The sequence below is a fragment of the Gaetbulibacter sp. M240 genome (assembly GCF_043876815.1).
In the GTDB taxonomy this organism is placed as follows: domain Bacteria; phylum Bacteroidota; class Bacteroidia; order Flavobacteriales; family Flavobacteriaceae; genus Gaetbulibacter_A.
Genome location: NZ_JBAWKA010000001.1, coordinates 1,109,293 through 1,126,135, shown reverse-complemented (window position 1 = coordinate 1,126,135; position 16,843 = coordinate 1,109,293). Strand labels below are relative to the sequence as shown.

General features: G+C 38.0%; 6 protein-coding genes. All 6 read right to left on the bottom strand.

Annotation, left to right across the window (positions count from 1 at the left end):
• Window position 1 precedes the first annotated feature (1 nt).
• Complete coding sequence (locus V8G61_RS04885; protein WP_394874336.1) at window positions 2-1,417, bottom strand: sulfatase; 1,416 nt, start codon at window positions 1,415-1,417, stop codon at window positions 2-4.
• 75 nt (window positions 1,418-1,492) lie between these two features.
• Window positions 1,493-2,335 carry an alpha/beta hydrolase gene (locus V8G61_RS04880; protein WP_394874335.1) on the bottom strand — a complete coding sequence of 281 codons (843 nt, stop codon included), beginning with the start codon at window positions 2,333-2,335 and terminating at the stop codon, window positions 1,493-1,495.
• A gap of 72 nt (window positions 2,336-2,407) precedes the next feature.
• Complete coding sequence (locus V8G61_RS04875; RefSeq protein ID WP_394874334.1) at window positions 2,408-3,622, bottom strand: Gfo/Idh/MocA family protein; 1,215 nt, start codon at window positions 3,620-3,622, stop codon at window positions 2,408-2,410.
• Between the two features lie 38 nt (window positions 3,623-3,660).
• Entirely contained in the window at window positions 3,661-4,995 is a 1,335-nt protein-coding gene (locus V8G61_RS04870) for a Gfo/Idh/MocA family protein (protein ID WP_394874333.1), read from the bottom strand.
• Window positions 4,996-4,997: 2 nt separating this feature from the next.
• Window positions 4,998-6,389 (bottom strand): DUF1080 domain-containing protein, encoded by a 1,392-nt coding sequence (locus V8G61_RS04865; protein WP_394874332.1) that lies wholly within the window; start codon window positions 6,387-6,389, stop codon window positions 4,998-5,000.
• Between the two features lie 603 nt (window positions 6,390-6,992).
• Window positions 6,993-16,832, bottom strand: coding sequence for a SpvB/TcaC N-terminal domain-containing protein (locus V8G61_RS04860; RefSeq protein ID WP_394874331.1), 9,840 nt, complete (start codon window positions 16,830-16,832; stop codon window positions 6,993-6,995).
• Window positions 16,833-16,843: the final 11 nt, after the last annotated feature.

Below are 16,843 nucleotides of genomic sequence, written 5' to 3'. Positions count from 1 at the left end.
ATTACCTATTATGCTGCAATTTAGCATTAATTTCCTGCGTTAGTTCCTTTACCAAATCTGGATGTTGTTCTGCGATATTCTTTGTTTCACTACCATCTATTATATGATCATATAATTCTACAAAACCATTGTTGTGAATGACTAAACGATGGGTTCCAGTTCTTATCGTTTTTGCTTTAGTGGTATACGCAATACTCGATTGGTTAATTGAATCATTCGCAAATGAAATATCCTTTAAGGAAATTCCTTCAGTGAACTCTGGCATTTCAACGCCAGTAAGATCACAAAGCGTTGGAAAAATATCTAAGGTCTGAACAATCCCATCAACCTCATTTTTATTTTTAGTCTTTGTTGGGTCATAGATAATAAGTGGTGAATGCAAGGACTCCTCAAACAAACTATGTTTTCCCCAAATAGCATGTTCACCAAGATGCCAACCGTGGTCGCCCCATAATACTACAATAGTATTTTTATCTGCTCCGGTCCGTTTTAATTCGGTAATTATTTTTCCAATTTGTGCATCGGCATAACTCACACAGGCGGCATAATGTCTGCGCACCAAATCTGCAAACTCTTGATTTTCATTGGGATCCTTGTCCCAGTGATTATATTTCATAAATTCCTGCGAACTGTGCCAGGTAGATACCCCTTGAGGTTTTTCAGGGTGTTTTATAGGAGGAAGATCAATGCCATTATACAATTCGTAAAACGATTGAGGTGCGCCAAAAGGTAAATGTGGTTTAATGAGACCGACAGCTAAAAAGAAAGGTTTATCATTCTTACCTGTAAGCTCCTGTAATTGTTGGAGGGATTCAGCCGTTATTAAATCGTCCGGATAACTTACATCAGAACCGCCAGCAGATTGATATACATCCATATCTCCGGTATTTTTTCGAATCTCGCCATTTGCCAAACCATGCATAGCACCCCTCGGATGCATCCAAGGTCCGACAGGCATTAAGCTTTTATCCCAGGCATTTGGCATTTCAATCAGTGTGCTATCATTCCAATCCTTTCCACCACGACCTCCGGGATGATGCGACACCTTACCTACAGAGACAGTTTTATAGCCATGAGATCGAAACCACTCGGGCATACTTGGGTGTATCCCCTTTTTTCCTTCTCTGACTTTTTGGGCTCTTAAAAAAAGTGCATTATTATTAGGAGGACCATAAATTCCAGTGAGTAAAGTATAGCGCGAAGGGCCACAACTAGGCGCGTTTACAAAATGTTTTTTAAAGGAGACGCCTTTTCTAGCTAAACTATCTATGTTAGGCGAATAAATATAGGACGCGCCAAAAGAATTTAGTTCCGGACGTAAGTCATCAACACAAAGCAATAAAATATTGGGTGTTTGTTTAATTTCTTGTTTTTTTTCACAACCAAATTGATTGCTACCAACAACTAAAATAAGCAACCATTTGACCCTACATTTTCGGCTAAAAAATAATTTAAAATTTTTGTTCAGCATTATTATTTTGAACTTAAGGTCCTATTCTATTTTAACTTTTGGTTCTTCACCAAGAAAACCTAAAGACACCAAAAACCTATCAGCTTCCAAAACAGTTTCTTGATAATTTTTAAAATTTTTATAGTTGAAAAAGCCATGACGTTGATTTTCAAACAATTTAAGCTCGCAGCGACTCCCCATTTTTTCCATGACTATCTGATAGTATTCAGCGGTTTCAACGGGAACCAAATGATCTTTGGTTCCCAAAAGGATAAGCGTTGGCGGGGCACCTTCCCTTAGGTTATGAAGCGGGGAAAAATTCTTATAGGCATCTCCAATTCTGCCATAACCATAACCACCGGGACCATTATCAAAAACCGGATTAAATAATACAAGGGCATTAGGAATAGCGCTTATAGAAAGATCATCATCTGGGTCATTATAATCTTTAATCAAGGCTGAAGCCGCTGCTAAATGACCACCGGCTGAACCCCCGGAAGCTATAAGTTTTGTGGGATCTAATTGAAACTTATCAGCGTGCCCACGGATGAAACGAATCGCCGATTTGGCGTCCTTTACGGACTCAAAAGGTGTCGTATGCTGTCTTTTTTCTACCCGATAATCTACAAGAAAACAAATTAACCCCCTTTTGGAAAAATATTCAGCATGTGGTTTAAATTGATCAGTACTTCCATTTTTCCAACCACCTCCAAAAAAGAATACCATTCCTGGATATTTTTTATCTGTTTGAAAGTCTTTAGGCATAAAAACCTCCATGTATAACTCCGTTGTGTCGATGGTTTTATAAAGCAATTCCTCTTGGGCAGAACCCAAGTAGCAAGCTAATAATCCAATGATTAAAAATGTATGTTTGAATAATGTCATAATACTCAATTATTGAAAAGTCTATAATAGGAAGGAACTAATTTTTTTTCAATTTCCTAATTGAATTCCGTTTTAGCTCAATTTCATTTTAGGATAATCTTTCCAGAATTTTTCTTCTTCAGAATGAAGTGCATCTAATATAATATCTACAGATTTTGAAGCAACAGCACCGGTTTTTACGTTTGATATTGGTTGCTGGTTCGTAAATATAGCTTCAACAAAATCATTCAAGGCATACATCGTAGAATCTTGCCCATCAGCATCTATTGGCCAACCTTCAGCGGATTCCCAGGCCTGAGTTGCCCCGGATACACCGTCTACAAGACCTTGCTTTTTAGCCCTAGAATTTTCAGAATAAATATGACCTTTTTCCCGACTCAAAACAATGGTGCCTTTTCTACCTAAAATGCGGATCTCATAACCACCATAAGCATTCGCTGTTGTTGAAGATAATGACAATGTTACACCATTTTCATATTTACAATTAACATGAACATTGTCGAAGGTTTCTCTGCCATCCTTATAAAAATCTATACCACCTATTCCGGTAATTTTCGTTAACTGACTATTTGTATACCAGTTGGCGATATCAATCTGATGGGATAATAATTCGGCTACCAAGCCTCCTGAATATTCGCGATACATGCGCCAGTTGATCATCCGCTCCCACTTCTGATCGGATACCACACGCCTCCAGTCATTATTTCTATTCCATTGACAATTGATCTCTACAAGATCACCAATGTAACCGGAATCTATAATATTTTTGACTTTTTGATATAAAGGACTGCTTCGATGTTGGTGCCCAGTCATGAAAATAAGGTTCCCACTATTCACTTTATCCAATACTTTCTGAGTCTCAGTGTAACCACGAATCATGGTTTTTTCACAAAACACATGTTTTCCGGCGTTTAATGTGTCCAAAGCCATTTTCCCGTGCATACTGTAGGGTGTGGCTATAATAACGGCATCAACATTTTTATCATCAAGTAAATCCCTGTAGTCTTTGTATCCCTTGGCATCTGGTGCTAACTTCATAGCACTTTCTAAACGAAACGGGATGACATCACAATAGGCAACCACTTTTAGAGCATCGATCTTCTTAATAAGTCGCATATGACCTGAGCCTCTGTCTCCGACACCAACAACACCTACCCTAATTACCTTTCCTGTTTTCTCGTCTAGGTTTTTATTTTCACCATGTAGCAGATACTGGGATAATAAAACACCTCCTACGGCAAGGGAGGTATTTTTCAAAAATTTACGTCGTTCATTTTTTAATTTCATATTCAATTTTTGTTAGGGACTTTGCTTACAACACATCATTATAACTCCCAGCCCGGTTCGTATGTTCTACTCCATAGTTCCATGGCTGATCGATCATAAATCTGACCAGTAGTTTCATTAACATCAAAACCATGTTTGACTCTATAAGCCATATTGGCATAATGAACCATCGCCATACTTATACTGGCGTCGTCAATTGGTGCTGTTAAAGCAGACTTTCCTCGAATGGTTTCGAATAAATTTTGAACATGTTTTGTAGACGTATCACCGCCGCCTCCAAGTGCTGTTCCTGCTTCATTATTACTTGAGTTATATTCTTTGACAAGCTTTCCTCTGCGGTCGAAATGTTTATATATGTTTCGATTTACTAAAACAGAACCCTCGGTACCATAAATTATTGTGCCGCGCCCTGCGCCATAGGTACTATATCCGTTTCTAGATTTTCCATCCCATTTAATGACCTTATTATCCTTGAAATTGAAGGTGGCTACCATATCATCATACATATCCCAGCCATCCTCTAAAAAATGACGCTTCTCGGCCTCTACAGAAACATGCTTCGGGAAATCGACCTGAAGTGCCCAGCGCGCAACATCCATTTCATGAGTCCCGTTATTCCCGGCCTCGGCCGTACCATAATCCCAGCCATACCAATGCCAATTATAGTCCCAGGTTTCAGAAGTATAATCACGTCTTGGAGCAGGACCTTGCCACAAGTCCCAATCCAGACCTTGCGGAATCGCTGCCTTTTTCTGAACAGGAACCGAACCACGGTCATTGCAATAAAAAGCAACTGCCATATACGGATTGCCTATCAACCCATTGTGAATTTTATTAATTATTTCTATGGTGTGAACCGAAGAACGCTGCTGATTTCCCATCTGAACAATCTTATTATATTGTTTCGCTGCACTAACCAACTGTTCATTTTCATACATATTATGACTACAAGGCTTTTCTACATAAACATGCTTACCTGCTTTCATAGCCATGATAGACCCTGGCGCATGCCAATGATCTGGGGTTGCGTTAATTAAAATATCGACATCTTTATCCTCCAAAACCTTGCGAATATCGTTTTCTAATTCCGGTTTATAGTTAATATGATTACTAATTTCCTTTGAGGCTTTTAGCCTTTGACTTTCCATGACATCGCATAAATACAATAACTTTACATTACTTTCTTTAGCTCCAATAGGCTCGTAAAATGCTTTAACACGCCTGCCCAAACCAGCAATTGCAACATTTAATCGTTCATTAGATCCTATAATATTATTATAACTTTTGGCACTCATAGCCATAGCTGAACTACCAATGGTAATTGCTGTTCCTGCCAATGTGGTCTTTTTAATAAAACTTCTTCTTGTTGTCATTTCTAAAATTCTCTGATTTTTATACTTCTAAAACTTACAGTGTTCCCGTGGTCCTGCAATAATATGGTACCTTCCGGCCAACGCCCGAAATTCTCCCATTTTTGATATTTGCTATAATTCACCAAAGCCTCGAACATCTGTGAAAAACGATCGTATTCTACAACTTTTTCATTATTCAACCAGTGCTCAATTTTACCACCTTTAGAAACAATTCTCGCTTTATTCCAGTTACCAATACCATTAAAAGTTTTGGATCTTCCTTGAGTTGATAGATTTTTAGCTGTAATTAAATCATAAAGAGACCCCACAGTTCTATTGCCTAAAACCCCTAATTTAGCATCCGGGTGCAGTTTATCATCTAAAATTTGAAACTCACATCCAATTGCAGAACCGGTACCTTTGTTAAGACTGGGATCTACAAAATATTTAATCCCACTATTGGCGCCTTCAGTCATTTTAAACTCCAGTTCCAATTCAAAATCACTATACATTTTGGTTGTTACAATATCGCCGGGTCCCACAGCTTCGCCTCCTCCAGTTTCCAATATCGTAAGTTCACCATCTTTAATAACCCAACCTGAATCAGGAAATTCATCCAACTTAGCACCTTGCCAGCCCTTGGTGGTTTCACCATCCCAAAGTAACCTAAACCCGTGATCTTTTTCCCAATCCGTAAGTTCATTTTTTAAATAACTTACCTGCGGAACATCCGGGTCTGGAGCAGTAATATGATTGGCAACATCTTCTGTTAAAATGCGAATATTCTTCCACATCACTTTTCTGCCCACTTGATCTTCAGATCCAACGTTGTGTACTTGTAAACCTATAAAACCGCTGGAAGTCATATCATCCACCATGCGCGTCGCCAGTTGACCATTAACAAAAGTATTGATCTCATTCCCAATGGCCTCTATTCGAATTGTATTCCATGTTGCCATTTTGAAGGCATCCTGAGCTTTGGGATTTCGAGATAAAGGGTACATCCATTTTCGGCGCCCTTCATCATACAACCCACCGGACCATTTTCGTGGTGAAGGGTCTACCTCACATTGATATCCGAATACACGTGTTCCGTTCTTTTCTTCTCTTGTATTACTTCGAAACTGAACTCCAGAATTCAAAAGATTTGGTAGGTAAACATCCACCTCGAATATAAAATCCGAATAATTTTTTTCAGTACAAAGAAAGGTGTTCAGCTTATCCATTTTACTGGAGCCGATAATCATGCCGTCTTTTACTTCAAAATTTGCTGTACCGCCAATGGGCTTCCATCCATCTAGATTTTTACCATTAAAAAGAATTTCCCAGTTCTGCCCAAAGCTGTAAGTTCCAAAAAGTAAAAAAGCAAAAAGAAGGATAGTTCTGAAAGTGGTTTTTTGGTTTTGTGAATTCATTTTATTTTTAGTCTTTAATTATTAGTTGGTTTTGTATTTCTCACTGGTATTTATAATTATCCGAATGCTATTTATCGCTTAAACGATTTATTTTTCATTTTTTGCCTTTTTCACTGAGTCTCTACATTCGCGCAATAGTGTAAAAATATACTTTTCGTGTGCGCAAACGTAAATATAATGAATTAAACTAAAAATAATATTTTTTATTGTACTAATTGCACAAAGCAAAGCTTAGATATAATTATAATCGGCGTAAACAATGGGCACATCTATTTCTTTTCAAGCGAGATAATTCCCAGAAGAGTTTTAAAATAATTGGGGATTACAATGTTGGCTTCATTTTATATTGATCTGAACTTAGTCTATTTATTATTTTTCAGCTAGATCTGTTTATTATTTTTTTGATTTCAGAAGGAAAATACTCTTGCAATTATAACAAGGCTAAAGCACAAATGCCGCTGAAGAGGCATCTCGAGGCCCGTTAAGAATGTTAGGAGCATCTTAACCCTAATTTGGATACCATTTTACGGTAACTGGATTTTTATATAGGCTCCAATTTTTTTGGCCTGAATTAATTTTATAATTTTATTATTACGTATGGATTTAAGGTTTTCCGGTGCCTTTCTTTTTCCTAACCCTGAACTCTAAATATCCCTTTTGATTCACCCTCATCACGATGCCCCTTTCTTGAGTTTCCCAAACATTGCCTTTTCTTAGTTGTTCGCCCAAAAACACCTTGACATTACCTGTTGCACCCGATGCAAAAGCTTTCGAATGCTGTACCCACAATTTTAGCATAACATCGGAACTAAGTAAGTTAAGGCTACCCAATTTTTCAAGTCGCCGGCCCTCATTGGTCATTTCCAAGGTAAATGCGCCCTCTGCTAAAGCCGCCCTTAAAGCCGCATTTTTTGGTTCTGGGCCACCAGACCAGAAATACCGATTCTTGATTTTATCAAAAGAATACGATTTATTATTACCAGATTCTCTTTCAAAATAATCTGTTAAAACACCAACAATACCACTTCCTTCGTAAATAGATTTTTCAGCAATTTCATTTCCTTCAAAATCAGTATACCTTATTGGATTTTGACCAGTAAAACTATAAACCGCTAAATTAATAGGGTTGAAAACCCCTTTATGAGGTTGGGTATTCAAATAATCACTATCAATCAAAGGATCAACTGAATTCCAGGTACTGGTTGCGGGATTATAGTATCGAGCTCCGTAATAATACAAGCCTGTTTCCTCATCTAGCTCTTTTCCATTGTATAGGTAAGGCGTTCGTTCTGTATTACTATGCTCCTCAATAAAGGTTTCTCCAAAAGGAATAAACGTCACATACTGGGAAACGTCACCGTTAGCATCCGTAATATATAATGTATTTCCAACCTGATCTGGATGGTAATAATATATAAAACCTCCTTTAGTATTAGAATTTACTTTTGAGGGGGTTTGTTCAGTATTCATATCTGTTTTTTCAGACATTGAGGAATCTGAGGTTGATTTTTCACTTTCCCAATCTTCTACTTCAATACCAAGTTTTGAATATGCTCTAGCAAATCCTGCCTTAAGTTGTCCTTGCTTTACCTGATAGTTAATGGGTGATGATTTACCTTCTCCGGCACTTGTTTGAAGATGGCCTTCATTGCTTTCTACGAGTTTTGTAGCGATACGTTGACCGTTCACATAATAGTGTTTGGTTACCATGCTATTGCGAACTACAGCATAGGGATTTACGTAAACCGTATAATTACCGATACTACCCTTTCCTGCTTTAACATCGCCGTTTATAGCCACCATTTGCCCTCCGCCATTGCTTTTAAGAACCCGTTGATTTTCAGCATCATAAACATAACTAAAAATAGCGCCATTATCAGCAATGGCCATAATTCGATTTTCTTCGTCCCAAACCAGCTTCCGTTCCCGGCCACTTTGATCCTGAGTAACCCCTGTTAGATTACCGTTGAGATCATAAGTAAGGGTCTGTTCTCCAATATGAATTGGCGCATGAGGTTGGTTTTCATCATATTCATATTTATAGTCATAGGTCATTTTCTTGCGAGTACCCCAATCCTTTTGCTTTTGATTTTTGAATCGCTGAATTTGATTTTTTGAGATAATATTATGAATACTATTATAGGACATTTCAAGTTCAAACTGATTTTCCTGAGAGGCTTTTTTCTGGATTCCGGTAGCCGAAGTAAGGCGATATAAATCATCATATTTGAGGTTATAATCGCTCTCGCCTCCCATAACATTACTTCGCTTATTGGTCGCTTTGTTTTGAATTGCTAAAATATTGTCAGCATCATCATAAGTGTAATGATTATTCATCAAGGTTCGATGGTCTGGAGTATTAGCTTCCATAGACTGCAATAAGCCAAAATCATTCGTAAAATAATGATAATCCATTTCAGTGCCATTTCCGTAACCTAAATACACCACCTGCTCAAACTTATTGTAACCCAAACGTTTCAAATAATCGCTTTTACCACCATCTTTATCTCCTCCCATAGAAGCCAGATTACCTCCTAAATTATAGCTGTATGTAACCTGTTCTTTATCAGGGTATGTCATTTTAAGTACTCTTCCCCAAGTATCGTACTCCCAGTGGGTTTCGTAGGTAAGTGGTCTTTTATCAGGAACAATTATCGTACGAATATTCTTGGTAAGAGAACCTATGGGATTATAGTAAAACTCCTGAGCCCCTGTAGCATCCTCCTGAAGGACCACACGGCCGGCACCATGACCTTCAGTTTGGGCTTTTCCATAGGTGTATTTCACATTATTCTGTGGGTTTTCGGGATATGATATTTGGGTTAATCTTTCAAATTCATATCCATAGGTAATGGCATTTCCCGTTTTTTTAAGATTAGATGATATTTTTTTAACAAGATTATTATTAAGGTCAAAAACATAACTGGTGGTTCCTAAATCCGGATGTGTGATTTCGGTGCGTCTCCCCAACCAATCATAATTAATAGTCATATGGTTTTCCTGATCATCTATAACATCTATCAGGGAATTCACAGGACTATATTTGTAACTAGTCCAAACGTCGTTACCCTGACTATACTGTTCTTTAACCGAGGTTGTTAGCTGCCTTACATTTCTAAACTCTTCCTTTATCACACCGTTTCCATCAGTAAACTTGGTGGTGAATTGAATATGACCTTCGCGATCTGCCCCAAACCCATAATCCTGTCTGGAAATCGTTCCGTCGGGATCTTTTATTTCAGTAACTCTATCTAAAACATCATAACTGAAAGTTGCCGGAGGCACTTGATCATGTTGCTCAGTTATTTGTGATTCATTGCCTTTAGGTTCAGTGAGTGGATAATAGGTTTCAATATCACGGCCAAATGCGTCGTATTTCGAAATTCCTGAAACAATCATTTGTTCCTCATCCTGAGTAGATTTATCAGAAAATAAAGAGGCATCCTTTTTTATTTGAATCGTTCGTTTCAATCCATCAATAAAGGTGATAATTTCCATGTCATTATCCGTATGCTGCGGATCATAATGTTTCGTTCGTGCCCAGGGAACCTCACTGTCAATATTATATTCCACGGCCATAGTATAGGGTTTGCCCTGAGCCAATTCCATTGGTCCGGTTATCCTTTGTATTCTACCCACCTCATCCAATTCATATTTAACTGGCTGGTTATTGATATCAGTATTCAGAAGTATTTTACCAAATCGATAGTCGTAATCCGTTTTAGAAGTATAGCCGTAGGCATCTGTTATGGAGGTAATATAAGTTGAAACTTCAGGGTCATATTGGTATTTATAAAAAAATCGGTCACCATCGATATTCTCAGGATTTTTAATTTCAGTTAGATTGCCAAATGCATCGTAAGTCATATCAGAATCTGCCTTATCACCATTTTCTAAATATTTACTTAGTTTGGTGATTTTCCCAGTATTCTGATCTATTTCTGAACTGCGTTTCCTATAGGTTTTTCCATTGCTTTTAACTTCAATCAAGGAAGGAATATCTAATATGTTAGCCGAGGGAATATGGTGATAACTTATAAATGTAGTATAATCATCTTCGGTATCCTCGTCCCCAAAATCAGTATATTTGATCAGATTTCCGATAGCATCATAGCTATATTCCTGACTGGAAATCTTCTCCGGTTCAGATTGTCCTTCGTAGTAGCGTGTTTGAGTTTTTTCCAAAGCGGGAAAAAATACACCGTCATCTGAATTAGTATTTGATGCGGTCTCCCCTGAGTAAATATCCTTTAAAGCATAGTTATTCACTGTCTCGGTAAATTTATTGCCTTCGGCGTCCTGAATAACCACTGAGGACAATAGACCTTTGGTATAGTAATTCTCAGTGTTATAGTTTTCAACCACCGATCTGTAAATACTTCGGTTACTTTGGATATCTAGATTATTGGTAATGACTTTGCTGAAACCATAAAACTCGCGTTCATTACGATTATACTTGCCATGTTTATATTCGAAGGTATTCACTAAAGTATCTGCCCCATCACCTTTAAATCCATCAAAAATTTCAACCTGAGAGAGGGTCCAACGACTTTGTGGGAGATCATAGGTATTACCAAGGGCTTGATAATTGAAGGTAAACTTGGCGCCAAGAGGCCTTATAACTTCTTTTAAAAGGTTTGTTCTACCTATAGCGGACTTGTTGACCTGCATATGATTTTGACTGTTTGAAGCTAATAGGTCGGGAAATCCATCACCGTCAAAATCAGATATTCTAAAGGTACTTTTACTGAATCCTCTACTGACGTCGGCATCAGGATTAAAACACACTTTAGCTACAGGGATTCCTGGGGGCACTAAGATGGGAATACAAGCGGTAAAGGCCGCATTCACGGAAGAACCTAATGTCTTTTCTTTCCCTATCTTTTTTGCATTTTTCCATGGTATCCGATCTGAAAATCCATTTCCGGTGTTTATTCGGACCATGATATCTTCTTTCAAAACAAGAGAATCAAGAGGGGTTTCAATACTATTAAAAATATCAGGATCCAATTCCTTAACTAAATCAAGATCCATGGGAAGTTTAACTTCGTCATCAAGAATCCAATCCAACAATCCATCACCATTGATATCCTGCAAATTTAAACGAGGAATATTCCAGCTTCTGCTTAAGCCTAAACCGGCCTCAATACTCCCATAACTAATATTTACAGCTAAGCCGGCCCCAATACTTATGGTTTGTCCTTCATTAATTCCAAGAAAATCCCACTTTTCATAATCACTAAATTTATAACCTAAATTTAAAGCTACATTTCCATCCGCCTTAACTTTATCCGGCAAACCATCATTATTAATATCTATAAATGAGAATGCGACCAAGTCACCATTAATACTACCGTTTATTCCAAAAGTACCTTGCGCCGCTGCAGTTTTCCCGGCTTTACCAGCTTTATTTCCACTTTTTGCTTTGGTAAATCTATTTGAATTTATCATTTCTCCACCACCATTGACACCAAGAGAACCATGGAGTGTAATATCGGAGCCATTCAAATCATCGTTAAGATCTAAGGCTTTTTTCTGTAAGCCTCCTGTAGGTAAAGTATATTGAATTTTTAGAAAAGAAACAATGTCGGGGTACCCATCACCATTCATATCCATGTAATTATAGCTTTGATTTGTGGTCCCTAAACTAACGTTTCCCACCACTTGTCTGAAGCCACCCTGAATACTTCGATTGTACGTTACATTAACTATTCTAATGGCCTTTGCCCCTGTGCCTCCACTTGGACCATCGTCGCTAATGGGTGAAATCTGGTTGATATCGTCCATTCCCAATCGGGATGAACTTACACTATCCCTTTTCACATAAGTTAGATCATCATATCCTAAATAGGAAAGCTTTCGAACATCAGGAGTCATATAAATAAATACCGTTTTGGAAGGGTCATTACCCCCGGAGTTCTCGAGGCTACTTATAATTTCTTCTTGTGATTCCGTGCCATCAATTTCCGAATTGTCATTATAATAGGAATCATCAAATTTCAGATCCTTTTCATTGATAGGATTCTCGCCCCTGGCTCGATTACCGTTGTACGCAAATTGTCCCCAACCTCTATACATACTACCAAAAATAGGGTCTTCTGCCCTGATCGTATGAATTCCTGCAGAGATTAGGGTTGTTTCATCGGATATCGATAATTCAACCTGAGAAAGCACTAAACTAAGAGCCACTTTGGTGTTTTTTAAGTAGAAATCGAAAAAATATTCTTCATTATCATCAACTATCAATTCTTGTGAAGAAAAATTGTCTGGTAACTCAACCCTGTACACATCTAATCCGCTGAATGGCTCTGGAACAAAGACAACTTCCCTTTCTTCCTTATGAACCAATTCATTTGCCTTTTTGATCGTAAAGATGATCTTGTTTTCATTATCATCAACGGTAATATCATCAGATTGGATTATAATATTATTAGGTAATTTTGGTAAAACACTAATGGTATCCTTTTGTTCAGGTTTCCAGGAACCTGTGGGAGTAATACTCTTATTATAAATGCTGTGATCTACCACTGGAAAATATTCCAAAAGAGGATTATCTTCATCATCAGTTACGTCCGTAAAATCAGGATCGGATGAAGCCGTGTAGTAAACTCTGGGATGCCACTCTATCGCAGGCCATGGAATGTCGGTATCTGATAGTAACCTGAAAAATAGCTCATCATCCTTTTCCACTGTAACATTTTCTAAAGTAATATCCGTATTCATCTCGACATCGTTCCATTGCAGATCTAGATGCTTGAATACTCTGCGATCACCGTCCTCACCTTGTACCGTTGTTTTCGCCTCCGCCTTCATACTTGGAGCTCTAAATGGATCGAACTGTAAATCAATTTCACTTCTGGGATAATCCGAAGTAATCGTGATCACATTTTCTGAAACTGTAGACCGGTATCCCGTAATTTTATTGATTTCCTTATTAAGTTCAGTGGCTAACTCATTCTCAGATCCCCGTATTGTAGAAAGTGTATGTTCGGTACCATTCAGGATTATTTTACATTTCCGTGCAAGCAGGGGTGCTTTGGTAATTGTTAAGGTACTTACTTCAGCAGTGCCCTTCCCCTCCTTAACAATTTCCAAAATCATATTGTCTGAAGTCAGAGGTTTTGTTAAGTGACCCTCTATGGTTATGGTTCCATCAATAGGCATCCCAATAGACATAGGTGCCGACAATAAAAAATCCTTATAAGAATTGAATTGAAATACTGGTAATTCATTGGCATCCATCCGTTGCGAACCAAAATTCAGATAGGTAATAATGGGTTTCCATATCACCTGATCATTCGTGCCATTCTCAATAGATTGCACCCTGAAATAAATTCGGTCACCGGCATTTATAGAAACTTCAGCAACACTAGCAGGAAGATGTTGACTAAAATCCTCAGGGTCTATAATTTTACTCCAAAGTTCTGTGCCACCACGTTGAATTGCAACACGAACACCATCCTCAGCACCTACTATGGCTGGATCATCAGGTTTTAAAAGAGAAACGGGAGCATAGATATTTACGATTCCTTTATAGGGTGCTTCCCATACCCGAATGACGTCATGTAAAGGGTTATCATCAATTCTTTGCTGTTTTTCTTCCTCTGTTTCTGGTTGTACAATATCACCATCTATGGCATTATTCGCAAATATTGGGCTCGGTGTACCGGCACTTGTTGTTGAAAACGTTGGTACTCCATCAATCAAACGGTTAAAATACACAGTACCTCTTTTTACAATATCCATTAACTTATCGCCATTTACATCAGCAAAGTAAGTATTAGTAACATTCGTAGTAATCGCATTATCTTTGGCAGCACGAACTATAAAATTCGATTCAACACCCCAATTCACACTACTGTTCCAACCTACTTCAAAATCCGAAATCCCTGTAATTTCTATAGGATCACCAAAAAGGATGTTTCCTTGTTTATCAGATAAATTTGGACGAAAATAAAGACCCGATGTCGAATTAGATTTAAATACCTTATCGTCCAGCCCATCCCCATTAATATCGATAAAAGCAATCAACCCATTAAATCTTGAAAGGTTAGCACCTACATTAGCCCCTGCGGTATTATCCTTAGTAAAAAGCAGACCGTCAAACGGCCCCACTGTAACAGCCATTCCAAAACCTCCCCCTGCCGAATTTGATCCACCCAACATAGAGGATTTATCCAAAAAGTTGTTTCCGGAAATATCATCATCAGGCCCCTCCCAATAAGCATCAGGCATATAGGGTTCATATCCATTTTCTGAATCGACATCGTCATAATAGGAAAACTCATGATGATTAAATACCATATCTGAGGCATCCAATTGAGTAATTCGACTTAATAAGGTTTTGAAAAAGGCCCCTTCGATGTAGTTGAGCTCGTAACTACGAATCTTATTCCCTTTAAAGGAAACCTCTATTTTCCTCAGTAAATCATTACTTACTTTTTTAAAGCCAAACAAAGCGTCTATGGATACATCTTTTCTCAGTTCCTCGCCTAGTTCACGATCTCTTATAAAATCTATCACATAACTTCCCACTGAAGAACCATGCCCAGTGTACACTATTTTTTTTGGATAATTATTATATCCCGGAACGGTACCCCCGGAAATACCTGGATCCTGAACCTTACTGTATTCATATTTGCAAAAATTTCCATTTAAATCCCGCATCTCTACCAATCCCCATTTCGCAATGTTGTTGTTTGCGTCTCTTAATACCGCATTTTCATCGATGGTACCTAAGTTGGAAGAACCCCCATATGAATAACGAACCCCTGATTTATTAGTAACTTCCCACCAATAATTTGTAGGGTTATTGCCATGCCGAATTATTTTGGTAAAATCACCTTCAATACGTTTATAAAATCGTTTTTCGGGCGTTCTTTCAACCAATTCGTTTCGGTGGGCAACCGGCCAAAGTTGCTCTCCTTCCAGTAAATAGGTCTCCGATTCCTTATCATGCAAATAACGTGGGACACCCCAACGGGTTTCTATAGTTATGCTCCCTAACTGTAAATCCCAACCTAAACCTAGCCAATCACTACCTCCATCACTATTATATTGAATATTAATTTCTGGCTGGATCCCTTGTCGTCCTGCAGGAATTTCAATGGGATACGACAGCGTTGCAGTTCCCATGGAATTAGACTGAGGAGGTTCTATGGTATTGACTCCCACGGAAGGGTTGGCTACCTTCATGTTCTGCATAGTTGTAGGGATAAATCCTAAAGTCTCGGGTGCATTTGGAACCATTAGTACCCCATTGATCAAATCAGTAAATTGATTAATTTCAGAAATGATCTGCTGATTCTCTTTGTCCAAGCGTACTTTCCTGAGAACCATCCACTTTTTTAATTCATTATTAAAATAAAATGTTCGTATATCATTCTCTGTATAACCATCCGGAATTTTTTCCTTTTGATACTCTAAAGAAACCATAGCATTTTCCTCCATCGATATTCCATAAGGTAAAAACCGATAACCGTCATGGGTGTTTGTAACATTAATAATATTGGCATTCAAAGAGGGTAAATCCACAACCCTTAAGGCATTCAATGAAATGGTTTTAGAATTCTTAAAGGCATGAGGACCTAGAGACACTTTCGCCCCTGCCAACAGAATATCGAAGCTTTTCCCGGGTACAAACTGATTGGTCTCAATTTCTAAAGATCGAGGAGAAACACTATTTACTAAAAAAGTTTTCGCGTAAGGCTGGAACGAGACCCTTTTTTGAATTATCTCACCATCGGGAAATATCGCTTTAATGGTTTTATTATTATCCTGATCTATCCTCGATATGTTCAATATAGCCTCAAATCCCGACCCAACTAAGGAAATGGGCTCATCATCAATAAATACTTTAGCCTGATTACCGTTGCTACCGGTAATAAAACCTTTAAGATAGGCTTGATTATTAGTATATAGACGATTAAAGGGTTTATTGATTACTATACCACGATCCTCAGAACCTACTGCCCTCATTTTTACACCCAGATTTCGGATCTTATAATTGTATTTTGAATTTTTTGGCAGGGTAAATCGGATAAGATTTTTGCCGGGTTTTAACCACTCCTTTTTTATACGCTCTTTTTGGGGATGCCAGCCCGATGAAATAATTGCAAATATACCTCCAGTGGAAAGCTGATCATTTATACTATAAGAAATTCCCGTATAATCAGCGACGCCATATAGCTCGTAGCTTAACCAAACCTCAACAGGTCCCTTAGGTAGATCTTTTATAGTAATAGTAAATACATTATCCGAGGGATTGTCGAGAGGTAAATCTTCAAATACACCTATAGAACCTTCAAGCTCTTCAGAAGGATAATACCATTCCAGTGGCGGATTAGATCCAGAAGGGCGAATATTATCAATAGAGAACACCTTTTGAACCCCAATAGAAAATATCAAAACAAAAGCCAAGAAATTAAAGTACTTTTTCTTCATTGTCCAAAATC